The organism is Pseudoxanthomonas composti, from assembly GCF_004122095.1.
GTDB classification, from domain to species: Bacteria; Pseudomonadota; Gammaproteobacteria; order Xanthomonadales; family Xanthomonadaceae; genus Pseudoxanthomonas_A; species Pseudoxanthomonas_A composti.
Genome location: NZ_SAWZ01000011.1, coordinates 67,652 through 86,027, shown reverse-complemented (window position 1 = coordinate 86,027; position 18,376 = coordinate 67,652). Strand labels below are relative to the sequence as shown.

18 protein-coding genes and 1 tRNA gene are annotated in these 18,376 nt (G+C 69.0%); 10 read left to right on the top strand and 9 right to left on the bottom strand.

Annotation, left to right across the window (positions count from 1 at the left end; genetic code table 11):
- Positions 1–8 precede the first annotated feature (8 nt).
- Genes EPA99_RS16650 through EPA99_RS16640 form a run of 3 tightly spaced genes read left to right on the top strand, consistent with a single transcriptional unit; the run spans position 9 to position 3,477 of the window.
- Positions 9–965 (top strand): DUF58 domain-containing protein, encoded by a 957-nt coding sequence (locus EPA99_RS16650; protein ID WP_129472374.1) that lies wholly within the window; start codon positions 9–11, stop codon positions 963–965.
- Entirely contained in the window at positions 962–2,929 is a 1,968-nt protein-coding gene (locus tag EPA99_RS16645) for a transglutaminase TgpA family protein (RefSeq protein WP_129472373.1), read from the top strand. The genes EPA99_RS16650 and EPA99_RS16645 overlap by 4 nt, the downstream gene beginning before the upstream one ends.
- Positions 2,929–3,477, top strand: coding sequence for a Slp family lipoprotein (locus tag EPA99_RS16640; protein WP_129472372.1), 549 nt, complete (start codon positions 2,929–2,931; stop codon positions 3,475–3,477). The genes EPA99_RS16645 and EPA99_RS16640 overlap by 1 nt, the downstream gene beginning before the upstream one ends.
- Before the next feature lie 96 nt (positions 3,478–3,573).
- Here EPA99_RS16640 and pgi read toward each other — a convergent pair whose 3' ends face one another.
- The 6 genes from pgi to pcnB are packed head-to-tail and all read right to left on the bottom strand — an operon-like array spanning position 3,574 to position 9,108.
- Positions 3,574–5,076: a glucose-6-phosphate isomerase gene (gene pgi, locus EPA99_RS16635; RefSeq protein WP_129472371.1), complete on the bottom strand. Its 1,503-nt coding sequence runs from the start codon at positions 5,074–5,076 to the stop codon at positions 3,574–3,576.
- Positions 5,073–5,453, bottom strand: coding sequence for an aspartate 1-decarboxylase (panD, locus tag EPA99_RS16630; protein ID WP_129472370.1), 381 nt, complete (start codon positions 5,451–5,453; stop codon positions 5,073–5,075). Before panD ends, pgi begins: the two co-directional genes overlap by 4 nt.
- Positions 5,454–5,511: 58 nt before the next feature.
- Positions 5,512–6,354 (bottom strand): pantoate--beta-alanine ligase, encoded by an 843-nt coding sequence (gene panC, locus EPA99_RS16625; protein ID WP_129472369.1) that lies wholly within the window; start codon positions 6,352–6,354, stop codon positions 5,512–5,514.
- 29 nt (positions 6,355–6,383) lie between these two features.
- Positions 6,384–7,196 (bottom strand): 3-methyl-2-oxobutanoate hydroxymethyltransferase, encoded by an 813-nt coding sequence (gene panB / locus EPA99_RS16620; RefSeq protein WP_129472368.1) that lies wholly within the window; start codon positions 7,194–7,196, stop codon positions 6,384–6,386.
- Positions 7,193–7,705 carry a 2-amino-4-hydroxy-6-hydroxymethyldihydropteridine diphosphokinase gene (gene folK / locus EPA99_RS16615; RefSeq protein WP_129472367.1) on the bottom strand — a complete coding sequence of 171 codons (513 nt, stop codon included), beginning with the start codon at positions 7,703–7,705 and terminating at the stop codon, positions 7,193–7,195. Before folK ends, panB begins: the two co-directional genes overlap by 4 nt.
- Positions 7,702–9,108, bottom strand: coding sequence for a polynucleotide adenylyltransferase PcnB (pcnB, locus tag EPA99_RS16610; protein WP_129472366.1), 1,407 nt, complete (start codon positions 9,106–9,108; stop codon positions 7,702–7,704). Before pcnB ends, folK begins: the two co-directional genes overlap by 4 nt.
- A gap of 178 nt (positions 9,109–9,286) precedes the next feature.
- Between pcnB and EPA99_RS16605 the strand changes: the two genes are divergently transcribed.
- Positions 9,287–9,361 (top strand) — tRNA-Glu (locus tag EPA99_RS16605).
- Positions 9,362–9,566: 205 nt separating this feature from the next.
- Positions 9,567–9,890: a ferredoxin FdxA gene (fdxA, locus tag EPA99_RS16600; RefSeq protein WP_129472365.1), complete on the top strand. Its 324-nt coding sequence runs from the start codon at positions 9,567–9,569 to the stop codon at positions 9,888–9,890.
- Positions 9,891–10,402: 512 nt separating this feature from the next.
- Here the strand turns inward: fdxA and EPA99_RS16595 are convergent.
- Positions 10,403–10,912 (bottom strand): hypothetical protein, encoded by a 510-nt coding sequence (locus EPA99_RS16595; protein WP_129472364.1) that lies wholly within the window; start codon positions 10,910–10,912, stop codon positions 10,403–10,405.
- A gap of 17 nt (positions 10,913–10,929) precedes the next feature.
- Complete coding sequence (gene dapA / locus EPA99_RS16590; protein WP_129472363.1) at positions 10,930–11,838, bottom strand: 4-hydroxy-tetrahydrodipicolinate synthase; 909 nt, start codon at positions 11,836–11,838, stop codon at positions 10,930–10,932.
- 96 nt (positions 11,839–11,934) lie between these two features.
- On the opposite strand from dapA, the gene EPA99_RS16585 reads away from it, so the two are divergent.
- The 4 genes from EPA99_RS16585 (at position 11,935) to EPA99_RS16570 (ending at position 15,731) form a co-directional block, all read left to right on the top strand.
- Positions 11,935–12,546, top strand: a complete 612-nt coding sequence (locus EPA99_RS16585; protein WP_425479221.1) for a glycine cleavage system transcriptional repressor — start codon at positions 11,935–11,937, stop codon at positions 12,544–12,546.
- A 104-nt stretch (positions 12,547–12,650) separates the two neighbouring features.
- Positions 12,651–13,124: a peroxiredoxin gene (locus EPA99_RS16580; protein ID WP_129472361.1), complete on the top strand. Its 474-nt coding sequence runs from the start codon at positions 12,651–12,653 to the stop codon at positions 13,122–13,124.
- A gap of 97 nt (positions 13,125–13,221) precedes the next feature.
- A complete protein-coding gene (locus tag EPA99_RS16575; RefSeq protein ID WP_129472360.1) occupies positions 13,222–14,625 on the top strand; it encodes a PhoH family protein in 1,404 nt (467 codons plus the stop codon).
- 239 nt (positions 14,626–14,864) lie between these two features.
- A complete protein-coding gene (locus EPA99_RS16570) occupies positions 14,865–15,731 on the top strand; it encodes an alpha/beta hydrolase family protein (RefSeq protein WP_129472359.1) in 867 nt (288 codons plus the stop codon).
- A 13-nt stretch (positions 15,732–15,744) separates the two neighbouring features.
- On the opposite strand, the gene galE is transcribed toward EPA99_RS16570, so the two are convergent.
- Positions 15,745–16,809, bottom strand: coding sequence for a UDP-glucose 4-epimerase GalE (gene galE / locus EPA99_RS16565; protein WP_129472358.1), 1,065 nt, complete (start codon positions 16,807–16,809; stop codon positions 15,745–15,747).
- Positions 16,810–17,027: 218 nt separating this feature from the next.
- Here galE and EPA99_RS16560 point away from each other — a divergent pair, with 218 nt between their 5' ends.
- Complete coding sequence (locus EPA99_RS16560; protein ID WP_129472357.1) at positions 17,028–18,317, top strand: nucleotide sugar dehydrogenase; 1,290 nt, start codon at positions 17,028–17,030, stop codon at positions 18,315–18,317.
- Positions 18,318–18,376 lie beyond the last annotated feature (59 nt).

Here is an 18,376-nt window from a genome sequence, read left to right as displayed (position 1 = left end):
CACCGCGCATGGGTCAACGCTTGGACGCATGGCTGGCCAGGTTTGCCCGCCCACGCAGGCGCGAGCGCCTGCCCGTGCTGCTGGACCGGCGACGCGTGTATGTGCTGCCCACCGGGTTCGGCCTGTTCTTCGCCCTGCTGATGCTGGCGATGCTGGGCGGGGCCTTGAACTACAACAACAACCCGGCGCTGATGCTGTGCCTGCTGCTGGGCACGACCGGACTGGCCAGCCTGATCGCCGCCCATCTGCAGCTGTCCGGGCTGCGCGTGGACACCGTGCACGCCGAGCCGGTGCCGGCGGGCCAGCCGCTGCTGCTGCAGGTCGGCCTGGCCAGCCGCGACGGCCGCGTGCGTCGCGGACTGCAGCTGCGGCATGGCGCGCGTCAATCGCACGTGCCCGCCCTGCAGCAGGAGCCGGTAGTGGCCACGATCGACATCCCCACCGAGGTCCGTGGCCTGCTGACGCTGGAGCGGCTGCACCTGTCCACGACCCAGCCGCTGGGACTGGCGCGCGCCTGGTCCTGGGTCTGGCCGGAGGTCTCGCTGCTGGTGTACCCCAAGGCTGAGCAGCAGGGCCCGCCCCTGCCCGAGGGCGGCGGCAGTGCGCGCCAGTCCGTGCTCAATCCTGCCGGGGAGGACGTCCACCACCTGCGGCCTTATCGCCCTGGCGATCCGCAGCGCGCCGTGGCCTGGAAACCCTCGGCCCGGCGCGACACGCTGATGGTGCGCGAGTTCGAACAACCGCGCGGGGTGGAAGTGATGCTGGACTGGCAAGGCCTGAGCGCCCTGCCCTACGAGCAGCGTATCCAGCGCCTGGCGCACTGGGTGGACCTGGCCGAGCAGCAGGCGCGACGCTATCGCCTGGCGCTGCCGGGCCAGGCCCCGCTGGGGCCGTCGCAGGGCCCGGGACACCGCCACCTGTGCCTGCGCGCGCTGGCGCTGCTGCCGCGAGAAGCGCCCCGATGAAATCCAGGCCTGCTTCGCTGGCGCTGGACCGCCAGAGCCGCGCCTGGGCGCTGGCGGCGGCCGCAGCGGCGCTATTGCCGCTGTTGCTGCAGCTGCCGGCGACCCTGGCCTTGACCACCGGCACCGCCGCGGTGCTGACCGCCTGGATCGCCTGGTCGCGCCCGGTGCCGGCGCTGCTGCGCGCGGTCCTGGCCGCGGCGATGCTGCTGGCGGTGTTCTGGGTGATGGGCTCGCGCTTCGGCCGCGATACCGGCTGTGGCCTGCTGGCGGTGATGCTGGCGATCAAGCCCAGCGAGACCGCCAGCTTGCGCGATGGTCGCAGCCTGGTCGGCTTCGCGCTGTTCGCGCCGTTTGCCGCCTTCCTGCTGGATCAGGGGCCGGCGACGATGGCGCTGGGGCTGCTGGCCGCGCTGTGCGCGCTGCTGGCGCTGCGACGCATGGCCGATCTGGAGGCGGGCCTGGCCGATATCGCGCTGCCGCTGCGCACCCGCCTGTGGGCGCTGCTGCGGCTGATCGCGGTGGGCCTGCCGCTGGGGCTGTGCGTGTTCTGGCTGTTCCCACGCCTGGCCGAGCCGCTGTGGGGCGTGCCGGAGCGCGCCATCGCCCGCCCCGGCCTGTCCGACCGCATGGAGCCTGGGCAGTGGGTGGACCTGATGGCCGACGACAGCCCGGCGCTGCGGGTGCAGTTCTTCGGTGCGGTCCCGGCGCCACAGGAGCGCTACTGGCGAGGGCCGGTGTTGCTGGATTTCGACGGCCGCGCCTGGACACGCCCGGACTGGCTGCAGGGCCTGGAGGTCCAGCCCGCCACGCGCCAGGCCACGCGCTGGGACTATCAGATCGATCTCGAACCCAGCGACCGCCGCGACGTGGTGGCCCTGGAGCTACCCGTAGGTGCGCCGGAGGACCTGCGCCTGGCCTACGACTATGGCCTGCAGGCGCGGCGACCGATCGCAGCGCTGCGTCGCTGGCGCATGCAGTCCGCGCCGGCCTCCAGCTTCGATGCCACGCTGCCGGCCGTGCTGCGCCAGCGCGCCCTGGCCCTGCCCCGGGGCTTCAACCCGCGCACGCTGGCCCTGGCCAGGCAGTGGCGACAGGAAGCGGGCAATGACGATGCCGCCATCGTCAGCCGCGCCACGCGCTGGATCAACGCCGAGTTCGGCTACACCCTGGATACGCCGCTGCCGGGGCACAACGGCGTGGACGAGTTCCTGTTCCAGTACAAGCAGGGCTTCTGTGAGCACTTCAGCTCGGCCTTCGTTGTGCTGATGCGCGGGGCCGGCATTCCCGCGCGCGTGGTCACCGGCTACGTCGGCGGGGTACGCAACCGCATCGGCGGCTACTGGGTGGTGCGGCGCATGGACGCCCACGCCTGGGCCGAGGTCTGGCTGCGGGGGCGCGGCTGGGTGCGGGTGGACCCGACCGCGGCGGTCGCGCCCGAGCGCATCTACGACACCCTGGAGGATCGACTGGGCGCAGGCGGACAGGACGGCGGATTCGGCGCAGATTTCGGCAGCCTGCGCGAGGTCGGCGACTGGCTGCGCCGCGGCTGGAACGATCTGGTGCTCGGCTTCGATGCCAACCGGCAACAGCAGCTCTTCAAGCCTTTTGGCCTGGACAAGTTGGACCCGGGCCGGCTGGGTGTGATCTTCGCGGTGCTGGCCTCGGCCGTGCTGCTGGGCATGGCCTGGCTGCTGGCGCGCGGCGAGCGTGAAGCCGACCCGCTGCTGCGCGCCTGGCATCAGGTCGGGCGCCGTTACGCCCGCCGCGGCCTGGGACCTGAACCTCACGAAACCGCGCAGCGCTGGGCGCAGCGTGTGGCGCGCCACGACATCGCCAATGGCCCGGTCCTGCTTACACTCAGCGAGCGTTTCGCCCATGCGCGCTACGCTCGCGGTGTCGCCGACGTTGCCCCGCTCATCCGTGAGCTGCGCCGGCATCGTCCCCAAGCTCTCAGGAGGCTGTGATGTCCAAGTCCCGATTCCTCTGGCGCGGCCTGGCCGTCGCCTCCCTCGCACTGGCCCTGGCCTCCTGCGCCACCGCACCCAAGCCGCTGCAGGGCCAGTTCAACCCGATCACCCCGCGCGATGCCACCACGGCCGGCCAGCCCGGCGCACAGGTGCGCTGGGGCGGCTCCATCGTGGAGACCAAGCCTGGCCCGGATGCCACCTGCTTCCAACTGATCGGTCGCCCGCTCAGCGCCACTGGCCGTCCGCAGCGCAGCGACCCCGACGCCACCGATGGCCGCTTCATCGCCTGCCGCGCCGGCTTCTACGACCCGGCCGTGTTCGCGCCTGGCCGCGAGGTGACCTTCATCGGTCGCGTGGAAGGCGTGGAGAACACCAAGATCGGCGAGTACGACTATCGCCTGCCGCGCATGCAGGCCGACGTGGTCTATCTGTGGCCGGAAATCCAGGACGTCCAGGTCCGCCCCTATCCCTACCCGGATCCGTTCTGGGGCCCGCGCTGGGGCGGCCCGTGGGGTTATGGCTATGGCCGCTGGGGTTGGTGGTAATCCCGGGCAGCAACGAAAAAGCCGCGGAACTTCCGCGGCTTTTTCATTTCATGGATCCGACGCCGAGAGCGTGGCTGCCGGAGCGGATGGGCGAACTCAGCGCGAGCGGATTTCCGCCAGCAGCGCCTGCGTCACCGGGTCCTCGGCCTGAGCTTCGCCCTTCAGTGCCGGCAACAGGTTGTTGGCCAGCTGCTTGCCCAGTTCCACGCCGAACTGATCGAAGGCGTTGATGCCCCACAGGATCGACTGGGCATACACGCTGTGCTCGTACATGGCGATCAGCGCGCCCAGCGATTCGGGGGTAAGCGCATCGAGCAGGAACATCGTGCTCGGACGGCCACCGGCGTAGCTGCGATGCGGGTCGTCGCTGGACTGGCCGTTGGCCAAGGCCTCGGACTGTGCCAGCAGGTTGGACATCAGCGCGACGTGGTTCTCGCTGTAGGGGTCGTCGTTACGGACCACGCCGACGAAGTCCAGCGGCACGATCTGGGTGCCCTGGTGCAGGGCCTGGAAGAAGCTGTGCTGCACGTCGGTGCCTGCCCCGCCCCACCAGACCGGCACGGTCTCGCCCTGGACCTCGGCGCCTTCCAGCGTGGTGGACTTGCCCAGGCTTTCCATCACCAGCTGCTGCAGGTAGGCCGGCAGCAGCGCCAGGCGCTGGTCGTAGGTCATCACGCCATGGGCGGCATGGCCCAGCACGTTGCGGTTCCACACCGCCGTCAGCGCGTGGCGCACCGGCAGGCTGGCCATGGGGTCGGCGATCACGTGCGCATCCATCGCCGCGGCGCCGTCCAGCAGGCGCTGGAAGCGGTCGAAGCCGATCGCCAGCGCGATCGGGAAACCGACCGAGGACCACAGCGAGTAGCGCCCACCCACCCAATCCCACATCGGCAGCACCCGCTCGGGCGCGATCTGGAAGGCCTTGGCCGCGCGCTCGGGATTGGCGCTGACCGCGTAGATGCGCTCGTTGCTGCCCAGCCACTCGGCCAGGATCTTGCCGTTGAGCAGGGTTTCCTGCGTCCCGAAGGTCTTGGAGATCAGCACCGCGGCGGTCTTGGCCGGGTCCAGCGTGGCCAGCGTGCGCTGCGCGGCGGCGCCATCGACGTTGGAGATGAAATGCACGCGCAGCTTGGCCGGGACCGGGTCGCGCAAGGCGTCGGCCACCAGCCGCGGTCCCAGGTCGGACCCGCCGATGCCGACGCTGACGATATCGGTGACTTCGCTGGCTTCCAGCTGGCGCACCAGCTCGCCCATGCGCTGGCGCACCTGCGCGGCGGTCTCGAACGCTTCGCGCGCGGTGGCCGCCTTGGACAGGTTGCCGCGCAGCGCGGTGTGCAGCGCCGCCCGGCCCTCGGTGATGTTGACGGTCTCGCCGTCGAACAGGCGGTGGAACGCCTGCTCCAGCCCCCCCTCGCGGCCGATGCGCTCCAGCGCATCCAGCGCCTGGGCGTCGTAGCCCTGGCGCGCGAAATTGGCGTACACCGGGCCCACGCGCAGGCTCAAGGCCGTGGCGCGCGCAGGCGCCGACGCGCTCAGTTCGGTGGCCTTGCGGCCGGCCAGTCGGGTGGCGTGGGGAACGAGCGCGTCGAATCGATTCATGCGGCCTGCTTGGGAATGGTGGTGTTGGTGTGGGTGATCTTGTTCTTGCCGTCCACATAGACCAGCGTCGGCTGGAACTTGGCGGCTTCTTCCTCGCTCATGCTGGCAAAGGCGGCGATGATGACCAGGTCGCCGACCTGCACGTGGCGCGCGGCGCCGCCGTTGAGCGAGATGATGCCGCTGCCCTCGTCGGCGCGGATCGCGTAGGTGCTGAAGCGACTGCCGTTGGTCACGTCCCAGATGTGGACCTGCTCGAACTCACGGATGCCGGTGGCATCGAGCAACAGGCCATCGATGGCCACGGAGCCCTCGTAGTTCAGCTCCGAGTGCGTGACGGTAGCGCGATGGATCTTGGTTTTCAGCAGGCTGAGATGCATGACGGCGGTACTGGCAAAAGAATAAAGGCGGGATGTTACAGCCCCTGGGGCCGGACCATCAGAATTCGAGGTTGTCGATCAGACGGGTGGTGCCGAGGCGGGCCGCAATCAAGGCCACCCGCGCGCCGGGTTCATCTTCGGCGGGCTCGGACAGGTCCGGACGGCGGATCACGGCGTAGTCGGTCACGAAGCCCGCCGCATCCAGGCGCTGGCCCGCTTCGGTCTCGACCCGCGTGCGCGGCTGCCCCGCGGCCAGGCCGGCCTGCATCTGCAGCAGCACCTTGCGGATCTGCGCCGCCTGCGGGCGCAGCTGCGCCGACAGGTACTGATTGCGCGAACTCATCGCCAGGCCATCGTCTTCACGAACGATGTCGCCACCGATGATCTGGATGGGAAAGGCCAGGTCGGTGACCATCTGCCGGATCACCGCAAGCTGCTGGTAGTCCTTCTTGCCGAAGGCGGCCACGTCGGGCTGGACCTGGTTGAACAGGCGGCTGACCACCGTGCAGACCCCATCGAAATGCCCGGGCCGGCAAGCGCCTTCCAGTACCCCGCTTACGCCGGGTACGTGGACCTTGGCCGCCAGCTCCACGCCGAATGGGTACATGGACTCGACCGTCGGCAGCCACAGCACGTCGCAGCCGGCCGCCTCCAGCCCGGCCATGTCGGCATCGGGCGTGCGCGGATAGCGGGTGTAGTCCTCGTTCGGGCCGAACTGGGTCGGGTTGACGAACACGCTGGAGACCACGCGATCGGCGTGCTGGCGCGCCAGTTCCACCAGCGAGTAGTGCCCGGCGTGCAGGTTGCCCATCGTCGGCACGAAGCCCACGCGCAAGCCCTGGCGTTTCCACTCGGACACACGCGCTCGCAGCGCGGCCAGCTCGCTCAACTTCTCGATCATGTCGGTTTCTCGAAGAACGCCTTCGGCGCTCAGTAGGAATGTTCGGCCGCGGGAAAGCTGCCGGCGCGCACGGCCTCGGCGTAGGCGCGCACCGCGCCGGCCACCGAACCGCCCTCGCCCAGGAAATCCTTGACGAACTTCGGCCGGCGGTGCCCGCTGTCCAGGCCCAGGAAGTCGTGCAGAACCAGCACCTGGCCATCGCAGTGTGGGCCGGCGCCAATGCCGATGGTGGGCACCACCACCGCCGCGGTGATCTTCTCGGCCAGCGCCGAGGGCACGCACTCCAGCACCAGCAGCGACGCGCCGGCCTCGACCACCGCCTTGGCATCGGCCAGCAGCTTGGCCGCGGCCGCGTCCTCGCGCCCCTGCACGCGATAGCCGCCGAAGGCCAACACCGATTGCGGCGTCAGCCCAAGGTGCGAGCACACCGGGATGTCGCGCTCGGCCAGGAAGCGGATGACCTCCAGCTTGTGGCCGGCGCCCTCCAGCTTGACCATCTCCGCCCCGGCCTGCAGCAGGCGTGTGGCTGCATCCAAGGCGCGTTCGGGGGTGGCATCGGACTGGAAGGACAGGTCCGAGACCAGCAGCGCACGCTGCAGGCCACGGGCGACGATCCGCGTGTGATAGACCATGTCCTCCACCGTGACCGGCAGGGTCGAATCATGCCCCTGCACCACCATGCCCAGGGAGTCGCCGATCAGGATCAGGTCCACGCCGTTGGCATCGAGCGTGCGCGCGAAGCCGTGGTCGTAGCAGGTCAACATCACCAGCTTGCGGCCATCGCGCTTGGCCTGGGCCAGCGCGGGCACGGTCCAGGGCTTGCTATCGGCTTGGGTACTCATGGCTGCGCATTATCCTCCGATAGGCGCTGGATGTCCGAGATCGGCAGACGCGACAGTGCATCCCGTGCTGCGCCGACGCCGGGGATGATGAGCTGCGGGGCGATCTCGACCAGGGGTGCCAGCGCGAAGGCGCGCTCGGCCAGGCGCGGATGCGGCAGCGTCAGCGCCGGTAGCTTCAGCACCACCTGCTCGTACAGCAGCAGGTCCAGGTCCAGCGTGCGCGGACCCCAGCGCACCTCTTCGGCGCGGTTGCGCCCGAAGCGACGCTCGATCTCCAGCAAGGCCTCCAGCAGCGCGCCTGGCGACAACGCCGTCTCGACCTGTGCCACGGCATTGAGGAAATCCGGCTGCGCCTGCAGACCCCAGGCCGGGGTGCGATACAGGCTGGATCGTGCGATCAGCCGCGTCTGGTCCAGGCCATCGATCGCCTCGAACGCCTCGCACAGGATCCTGCCGCTATCGCCCACGTTGCCACCCAGGCCCACGTAGGCGACGGACCGGCGACTCATTCGAGCGTCGGGCCTTCGGCGCCACTGCGGCGACGGCGGCGACGGCGCCGCTTGGACGGCTCCACATCGCTGTCGCTATAGCTGTCCGGCGGCGTCGGCGCGCCGAGCGCGGCGGCCAGTTCATCGCCGGACTGGGTCTGCGCCTCGCGCCAGAAGGCCACGTCGGCGGCGTGCTCGTCCGAGGCGGTCATGCGCAGGACCAGGAAATCATAGGCGGCGCGGAAGCGCGGATGCGCCATCAGGCGGAACACGCGACGCTTCTGCCGCTGCGAGAAGCGCGCCTGCAACAGCCAGATTTCCTGCATCGGCACCGAGAACCGGCGCGGCAGCGCCACCGTCTCCAGCTGGTGCAGGGTCACGCGGTCGGCGGCGCGGCGCTGCGCCTCCTCGGCCTGCACGCCCTGGGCCTGCAGCCCGATCAACGCGCGGCAATACGCGGGCCACAGCAGCAGCGCGAACAGGAACGCCGGCGAGACCGGTTCGTCGTGGGCCACGCGATGATCGGTGCCGGCCAGGCCTTGCAGCACCATCCGGCGCAGCGCACCGCTGCGGTTGGATGCCAGGGCCGCCGCGGTTTCCGGCAACAGCGCCGGCAGCAGGCCATAGGCCTCCAGGGTCTCGAAGCTGGCCACGGCATGGCCGGACAGGAACAGCTTGAGGATCTCCTCGAACAGCCGCGCCGGCGCGGCCTCGGACAGCAGGGGCGCCAGGCGGGCAATCGGCTCGGCCGTGGGGCCATCGATGGTGAAGCCCAGCTTGGCCGACAGGCGCACCGCGCGCAGCATGCGGACCGGGTCCTCGCGATAGCGCGCCTCGGGCTCGCCGATCAGCTTCATCCGGCGCGCCATCACGTCCTCGAAGCCGCCGCAGTAGTCGCGAACGGAGAAATCCTCGATGGCGTAGTACAGCGCGTTGGCGGTGAAGTCGCGGCGGACCGCGTCGTCCTCGATGGTGCCGTAGACGTTGTCGCGCAGCAGCCGGCCGTCCTCGTGCAGCTCGCGGTCGCCGCTGCCGTCATCGCTGTTGGCGCGGAAGGTGGCGACCTCGATGATCTCCTGGCCGAAGACCACGTGCGCCAGGCGGAAACGTCGGCCGATCAGGCGGCAATTGCGGAACAGCTGTTTGACCTGCTCGGGCGTGGCGTCGGTGGCCACGTCGAAATCCTTGGGCGTCACGCCCAGCAGCAGGTCGCGGACCGCGCCGCCGACGAGATAGGCACCGAAGCCGGCGTCGCGCAACCGATACAGCACGCGCAGGGCGTTGGGGCTGATGGCCTTGCGCGAGATGGTGTGCTGATCCCGCGGGACGATGATGGGTGTAACGAACGATGCGATGACGGCGGCTTCCGTATAGAACTTGAACAGTGTCGCAGGTTGGATGGCAGGGTAGAACGTGGCGAGCATCTTGTTGCTTGCCAGCCGGGGCCTGTCAGCGTCATGCCCCGCCCGGGGGGATCATGCAGCCTTTCAGGCACCGGCCGCACCCGCGTGGCAAGGCGGCGACATTTTCTGCCGCCATCCGTATTGCCCGCGACAGGTTGGCCGCCTATACTAATGCGCTGCGCCAGACGCGACCAAGTACGCTCCCTTCGTCTAGTGGTTAGGACGTGGCCCTCTCAAGGCTAAAACAGGGGTTCGAGTCCCCTAGGGAGCGCCAGCTTCTGGTCAGCACGCAGAACACCCTGCCTGCACACGCAGGCCTCTCCAACGATCGCGGCATGGCAGGTCCCACCTGCCGACAGCAGGCTGTCCCGCGCCGAAGGAGACCGATTGGGCGTGAAGGCCAGCCGACGCAGCGCAGCCCATTGCTGGATTACACTCCCGCGCCGCGTCCAGGCAATCGCTCCAAGGAACTCAAGTCCATGCCCTTCGTCGTCACCGAGAACTGCATCAAGTGCAAGTACACCGACTGCGTCGAGGTGTGCCCGGTGGACTGCTTCCATGAAGGCCCCAACTTCCTGGTGATCGATCCGGACGAGTGCATCGACTGCACCCTGTGCGAGCCGGAATGCCCGATCGGCGCCATCTTCCCCGAGGACGACGTGCCCGCAGGCCAGGAAGCCTTTGTCGAACTCAATGCGGAACTGTCCAAGTCCTGGCCGGTGATCACCGTGCGCAAGGAGCCCATGGCCGATGCCGGCGAGTGGGAAGGCAAGACCGGCAAGCTGCCGCTGCTGGAGCGCTGAGCGAGCGTCTCGTCAGGTCTGGCTTCATGCGGCGGGCAGAGACCCACCTTTCCTGACAAAACCGTTTCGATCGCACGCAGGGATGTTCCCTGCTGATCGCGTGCGCGTGTTCTGGACAAGCCGACTTCGCCGAGCATCCAGACCCCCGGTGCCGCGACGGTGTGGCAGCCGAGCAGCGCAGCGTCATCTGGCGTGATCCCCAAGTGCATCCTGAGCAACTTCTGAGAGAGCAGCTTCTATCGGAGCGGCTTTAGCCGCGAAGAGGCTTTCCCGGGAAGGCCCCTTCGCGGCTAAAGCCGCTCCCACAGGTGGCGCGTTCGACTCGATGACGCCGACGTGGGTTCTTCTGAAGTGCCTTCAGTCAGCCGGGGATGATAGGTCGATCAGAGTGCGATCAACCGGTCGCCCTTGCGAAGCGGCAACGCGGTCGCGGCGCTTCACCCATTGGACAGAAGTACAAAAAAAGAAGGGCGCCGATGCGGCGCCCTCCCTTCAGACCGACCGGGCGAAACTCAGCCGCCGCCGAGTGCCTGCTTCAGCTCGGCCATCAGCTTGTTCGGAGCCGCGCCGGTGGCCGGCGTGCCGCGCGGGTCGACCGCCGAGACGTAGGCGCCGGAGCCGGCCGCGCTGATGCGCACCAGGAAGTTGGCGCCCTCGTAGGCCACGTCGTAGGTGCCCAGCAGCTGGGCCTTGCTGGCGATCTGCACGCCTTCCAGTTCCTCCAGCGCCGAGCCCACGCGCGCGAACACTTCATCGCGCGTGCCGTTGGCGATGTTGAAACCCACGCCCGACGGCGCGGTCGCGCCAGCGGCCGGCTGGGCCGTGGCCGGCGGCGGGATCTGCATGGCGCCAGCGGTGGACGGGAGATTCAGATCCGGCGGCACTTCCAGCGGGCGCTGCTCGGGGCTCAGCGCGTAGTCGCCGCGCGGCCCCTTGCGAAACCAGCTGCAGCCCGAGGCAGCAACCACAGCCGATGCCAGCAGCACGAGCGCGAGGGGACGGGTGACACGGGATGCACGCATGTAATCAGTTCTCCAGTTCAGGCCGCGAGCGGAGTGCGGCCAGAGGTTGCTTCGAGGACGGCGATCTTGGCCGCAAGTGTATCGGCCTGGCCGACATGGGGCGCGGACAGGGGCAGCAACGGCAAGCGCAGGCCCTGGCCCATCCCCAGGCGCTGCAGCAGCGCCTTGACCGGAATCGGATTGGATTCGACACCGTTGAATGCATGATAGGCGGCCAGCTGCGCGTCCAGCGCATGAGCCTCGGCGGCATGGCCGGCGGCGGCCAGCGCGCAGAGCCGGCTGAAACTGCGCGGCAGCGCATTGGAGCCGACCGAGATCAGTCCGTCGGCGCCGGCCAGCATCGCGCGCAGCGCGGTGCCGTCATCGCCACTGAGCACGGCGAAGTCCGGCGCGCGCAAGGCCAGCAGGGCCTGCATGCGCTCGGCCTCGGCGCGGGCTTCCTTGATGCCGACGATGCCCGGATGGGTGGCCAGGGTGGCTACCGTCTCCGGCAGCAGGTCGCTGCCGGTCCGCCCCGGCACGTTGTAGAGCAGCACGGGCAGACCGCCCTGCTCGGCCACGGCGGTGAAATGCGCCGCCATGCCGGCTTGGGTCGGACGCACGTAGGCCGGCACCACCACCAGCGCAAGCTGCGCCCCGGCCGAGGCCGCCAGACGGGTCTGGGCGATGGTCTTGGCCGTATTCATCTGTCCGGTCCCGGCGATCACCGGGATGCGCCCGTCGAGGTGCGCCACCGCGCTGTGGATCAGGGCGAGGTATTCCTCGTCCTCCAGCGCCGCGGCCTCGCCGGTGGAGCCGGCCACCACCACGGCCTGCGCGCCCCCGGCCAGCTGCAGGTCCAGCAGCCGGCCCCAGGCATCCAGATCGAGGTCGCCGGCCGCCGTGAAAGGCGTTGCCAGCGCGGTAATGCAGCCTGAGACGGACAAAAGAGAGTCCCGATTCGAAGAAGCGCGCGAGGGTGCCGCGCGGCCTGCGGATGTTACTTGCGGGCCGAAACCGCGGGCAAGTATGCTGAACATCGCATGCCGCCCCCACGCGGACGCCATTCAGACTCGCAGTCCATCGGAAGTACCTTGACCGACACCTCGCCCCGGCCTTCGCCGAACGAAAACCACCTCCTGATCAACGCGTATACGACGCATCCGGAGTCCCCTCTGCTGGCGGTGACGCGGCGTATTTCCGATTCCGGCTGCAACCTGGTCGACGCGCGCCTGGCCACCGTGGGCCGCGACGTGTCCGTGACCGCGTTGGCAACCGGGTCCTGGGACTCGGTGGCCAAGCTGGAGGCGATGATGACGCGCCTGGAGCGCGAGGAAGGCCTGAAGCTGGTCTGGTACCGCACCGCCGCCAAGGTGGTGCAGACCAATCTGCTGCCCTATATCGTGGAAGTGGTGGCCGCCGACAAGCCGGGCATCCTGTTCCAGCTGGCCGATTTCTTCGACCGCCAGGGCATCACCATCGAGAACCTGCAGAGCACCCGCTACCGGGCCATGCAGACCGGCGCGGAGATGTTCTCGGCGCAGGTGACCATTGGCGTGCCGGCCAACATGCACATCGCCGCGCTGCGCGATGACTTCCTTGAGTTCTGCGACCATCTGAACCTGGACGCGATCATGGACCCGATGAAATTCTGAAGGCCTACCGGGACCCGAATGGACCACGTGCGCTTGCCTGATCGCTCCAACACCGCAGTCATCGGCGTGCGCGCCAGGGTCCTGGCTGCCATGGGAGGAGACCGATGAGCGAGAAGCTGTCAGCCGCCACGCTCAAGCTGCCGCTGGCCCTGTCCGGCGGGCAGACCACCACGCTTGCCGAGCAGGCTGGTCGTTGGGTCGTGCTGTATTTCTATCCCAAGGACAGCACGCCGGGCTGCACCACCGAAGGCATCGAGTTCAATGCCTTGCTGCCGCAGTTCGAGCAGCTGGGCGCCAGCGTCTTCGGCGTCTCGCGCGACTCGGTGAAGTCCCACGACAACTTCTGCGCCAAGCAGGGCTTCAACTTCCCGCTGATCAGCGACGCCGACGAGAAGCTGTGCACGGCGTTGGAGGTGATCAAGGAAAAGAACATGTACGGGCGCACGGTGCTGGGCATCGAGCGCAGTACGTTCCTGATCTCGCCCGAGGCGCGCATCGTGGCGCAGTGGCGCAAGGTCAAGGTGCCCGGACACGCCCAGGCCGTGCTCGATGCGCTGAAGGCCGCCATTTCGCAGTGAAGCCCCCGTCGTTCCTCACAGGTCGCCATCCCGCCCCGCGGGTCGTGGCGGCCTGCTGCTGTTCGTCTGTCTGTTCGTCCACACACAGGAAATCATGATGACCCGAGGCAAGCGCATCTACGTGCTGGACACCAACGTGCTGATGCACGACCCGACCGCCCTGTTCAAGTTCGAGGAACACGATGTCTTCCTGCCGATGCAGGTCATCGAAGAGCTGGACAACGCCAAGAAAGGCACCTCTGAAGTCTCGCGCAACGCGCGCCAGGTCAGCCGCTTCCTCAACGAGCTGATCGTCGGGGCCGGCGCCGAGGCGATCCAGGCCGGCATCCCGCTCTCGCACCCGCAGGGCCTGCAGCTCAAGCGCGCCAATGCCATCGGCAAGCTGTACTTCCAGGTCACACCGATCGAGCCCGGCCGCACTTTCGGCAATGTCGCGCCGGACAACAAGATCCTGGCCTCGGTGCTGGCCCTGGTCGAGGAGAACCCCGGCACGCCGGTGATCCTGGTGTCCAAGGACATCAACCTGCGCATCAAGGCTTCCATCAGCGGCCTGCCCGCCGAGGATTACGAGAACGACCGCGCGCTGGACGATTTCTCGCTGCTGTTCACCGGCGCCACCGAGCTGCCGGAGGACTTCTGGAACCGCCACGAGCGCGACCTGAAATCCTGGACCGACAAGAGCGGCCATACCAGCTACGAGATCGCCAGCGGCCCGGAAGAAGCGTGGCACCCCAACCAGTATCTCTACCTGCCTGGCGAGGACGAGGTGGAACTGAAGGTGGTCAAGGTGCAGCCCGACGGCCGCGCCACCCTGACCCTGGTCAACGACTACCGCAGCGGCCAGCACGCGGTGTGGGGCATCAGCGCGCGCAACCGGGAGCAGAACTTCGCGCTCAATGCGCTGATGGACCCCGACGTGGATTTCGTCAGCCTGCTGGGCACGGCCGGCACCGGCAAGACCCTGCTGGCATTGGCCGCGGGCCTGGCGCAGACCATGGACCAGCAGCGCTATCGCGAGATCATCATGACCCGCGCCACGGTCAGCGTCGGCGAGGACATCGGCTTCCTGCCCGGCACCGAGGAAGAAAAGATGACCCCGTGGATGGGCGCGCTGACCGACAACCTGGAAGTGCTCACGCACAACCAGGAAGGCGGCGCCTGGGGCCGGGCGGCCACCAACGACCTGCTGGCCAGCCGCATCAAGATCCGCTCGATGAACTTCATGCGTGGCCGCACCTTCCTTTCGCGCTACCTGATCCTGGACGAGGCGCAGAACCTCACGCCCAAGCAGATGAAGACGCTGATCACCCGCGCCGGCCCGGGCACCAAGATCGTCTGCCTGGGCAATGTGGAGCAGATCGACACCCCGTACCTGACCGAGACCACCTCGGGCCTGACCTACGCGGTGGACCGCTTCAAGGGCTGGGCGCACAGCGCGCACGTCACCCTGCGTCGCGGCGAGCGCTCGCGCCTGGCTGATTACGCCTCGGAAGTGCTCTGAGCCAAGCCTGTTCGCTCGCGGGCGGCCAGCCCCTGACGCCCGCCATCCGGCCCCGGCTGGATGGCGGGCGGGTTTGGCGCGGCCGTGATGCTGGTCGTCGGCGGCTGGACGGCGTCGGTCGCTTGCCCCAGCCGTCTTCGATGGCGGCCACGCGCTGAAACCAGGCGTGGGATCGCGCTGGCCGATCGCCCCGAGCGCAAGCCCGCGCGTACACCGGCACGGCCCGGCACAATGGCGCAATGAAGACAGACGCGACCTCCACGCCCTTCCCCACGCAGGTCCCGGTCCAGTCCGGCGACGGACACACCTGGACCATGCTCATCCGCGCGCCGGCCCAGCCGCGTGCGGCGCTGCTGTGGATCCCCGCCCTGGGCGTGGCCGCCCGCCACTACCTGCCCTTTGCCCAAGCGCTGGCCGAGCGTGGCATCGCCGTATGCCTGCACGAGTGGCGCGGCCATGGCAGCAGCAGCCTGCGCGCAGGCACGCAGCAGGACTGGGGCTATCGCGAGCTGCTCACCCAGGACCTGCCGGCCACCGAGTCGGCGCTGGCCGAGGCCTTCGGCGATCTGCCGCGGTTGATTGGCGGCCATAGCCTGGGCGGCCAGCTGGCGTGCTGCCATGCGGCGCTGAGCCCGCAGGCGCGCTGGCAACAGCTGTGGCTGGTGGCCAGCGGGACGCCGTACTGGCGCTGCTTTCCGGGCCCTCGCGGGTGGTTGCTGCCTCTGGTCTATCGCTTCCTACCGTGGCTGGCGCGCCGTCACGGCGCCCTGCCCGGCCGGCGCATCGGCTTTGGCGGCAACGAGGCCCGCGGCGTGATCCAGGACTGGGCGCGTGTGGGCCTGAGCGATGTCTACGCCGCCGCTGGTGTGCCGACCGATCTGCAGGCGGCGCTGTCGCAGCTGGACGTGCCGACCCGGGGCGTGCTGTTCGCACGGGACTGGCTGGCGCCGCCGTCCTCGCTGCGCGCCCTGACCGCGCGCTTTGCCAAACCAGCCAACAGCGGCCCGATCACCTTGCTGGACCGCGACACGCTGAAGGTTCCGGCCGATCACTTCGCCTGGATGCAGGCGCCTGCGCCGGTGGCCGAGGCGCTGCTCGAGCGCTGAGGCCCCTGGAGGTTCAGGCCGCGCTGGCCATCCCCGCGCTCGTCGCGGCCTCGTCCGAGCCGTCCGGCATGTCGCACACACCCTGGCCCTGCCGCTGCCAGCGCCACGCGTCGCGGCACATGGTGGCCAAATCGCGCTTGGCCTCCCAGCCCAGCAGGCGCCTGGCCAGCGCCGGGTCGGCGTAGACCTCGGCCACGTCTCCGGCGCGACGGCCGACGATTTCGTAGGGCAAGGCGCAGTCGTTCTCGCGCGCGAAGGTTTCCACGAGCTGGCGCACGCTCACGCCCTGCCCGGTGCCCAGGTTGACCGTCAGGCTCTGCTGGGTGCTTGCGAGGTACTCCAGCGCATCGGCGTGGGCCTCGGCCAGGTCCATCACGTGCAGGTAGTCGCGCACGCCGGTGCCATCCACGGTCGGCCAGTCGCCGCCGAAGATGCGCAGGTGGTCGCGCTGTCCGGCCGCGACCTGGCAGACATAGGGCATCAGGTTGTTGGGGACGCCGCTGGGCGACTCGCCGATCAGGCCCGAGGGATGCGCGCCCACCGGGTTGAAGTAGCGCAGGTTGGCGGCGCTGAAGCCCGGATCGGCCCTGCACACGTCCTCGATCAGCTGCTCCATCACCAGCTTGGTGCGGCCGTAGGGGTTGGTGACCTGCAGCCGCGCCGTCTCGGGGATCGGCACCAGCTCCGGATCGCCGTAGACCGTGGCCGAGGAGCTGAACACCAGGTGCCGCACGCCGCAGGCGCGCATGGCCTGCAGCAGGGTGATGGTGCCGGAGATGTTGTTGTCGAAGTAGGCCAGCGGTTGCTCGCAGGACTCGCCCACCGCCTTGAGCGCGGCGAAGTGCACCACCGCATCGAAACGCTGGGCCGACATCAGCGCGGTCAGGGCGCCGCCGTCGCGCACGTCCAAACAGTGGCTCTCGATGCGGGTCCCGGTCAGCTGCTGCACGCGCAGGACCACGTCCGGGCTGCTGTTGCAGTGGTTGTCGACGATGACCACCTGATGACCACGACCGGCCAGGACCACGGCCGCATGCGAGCCGATGTAGCCCGCACCCCCACACAACAGAATGTTCATGCTTCCCCGGCTCCGGCCGCGCTTGGCGGGTCCGATGACCACGCCTTGGCGTCCCTTACGCTGAACGCGACGTACAACGGCCACCCCGATGCGCGTGTCCTGTTCGGCACCTGCCCGCCGTATTAGCCTGGAACCGAGCGCCGCACCCGACGCGCGCCGCCTCCGACCCACTTCAATCGCCCTTGCTTGCACGGCCTTCGCATACAGGAACACCACGGATGACCGCACCGCTTCCCGATCTTTCTTCCATCCGTGTGGCCGTGATCGGCCTGGGCTACGTGGGCCTGCCGCTGGCAGCGACCTTCGGCAAGCACTTCGACACGCTGGGCTTCGATATCAACCAGCGCCGCGTGGCCGAACTGCGCGAGCACCACGACCACACCCTGGAGACCTCGCGCGAGGAACTGCAGGCCGCCGCGCGCCTGCAGGTCACCGACAACCCGGCCGACCTGGCCGGCTGCGATGTGTTCATCGTCACCGTGCCCACGCCGATCGATGAGTACAAGCGCCCGGACCTGCGCCCGCTGGAATCGGCCAGCATCACCGTGGGCCGCGCCATCGGCCGCGGCGGCGTGGCGGTGTTCGAATCCACCGTCTATCCCGGCGCCACCGAGGAAGTGTGCGTGCCGATCATCGAGCGCGAGTCCGGCCTGCACTTCAACCAGGATTTCTACGCCGGCTACAGCCCCGAGCGCATCAACCCGGGCGACCGCGAGCACCGCCTGGAAACCATCGTCAAGGTGACCTCCGGCTCCACGCCCGAGGCGGCGGACTTCGTGGACAGGCTGTACGGCGCGATCATTCACGCCGGCACCCACAAGGCCTCCAGCATCCGCGTGGCCGAAGCCGCCAAGGTCATCGAGAACACCCAGCGCGACGTCAACATCGCGCTGATCAACGAACTGTCGCTGATCTTCCACCGCCTGGGCATCGACACCCACGAGGTCCTGGAAGCGGCCGGCACCAAGTGGAACTTCCTGCCGTTCAAGCCCGGCCTGGTCGGCGGCCACTGCATCGGCGTGGACCCGTACTACCTGACCCACAAGGCCCAGCAGATCGGCTACCACCCGGACGTGATCCTGGCCGGTCGCCGCATCAACGATGGCATGGGCAGCCATGTCGCCCGCCGCGTGGCCAAGCTGATGGGCAAGCGCAACCTGGCCGCCGCCGGCGCGCGCGTGCTGGTGCTGGGCCTGGCGTTCAAGGAGAACTGCCCGGACGTGCGCAACACCCGCGTGGTGGACATCATCGCCGAGCTGCGCAGCTTCAACGCCAAGGTCGACGTGCACGACCCCTGGGTCAACGCCGACGAGGCCCGGCATGAGTACGGCCTGGAGCTGGTGGCGCAGCCGCAGCCGGGCGACTACGACGCGGTGATCCTGGCCGTGGCCCATCGCGAGTTCGTGGAGCTGGGCATCGACGGCATCCGCAAGCTCGGCCACGACAACGCGGTGCTGTTCGACGTCAAGCGCGTGCTGCCACGGCAGGGCGTGGACGGCGGGCTCTGATCGAGGCCGCCGCCGTCGGCCAGGGCCGGCGCGAGCGGTCTTGAATCGCCTGCAGCGGC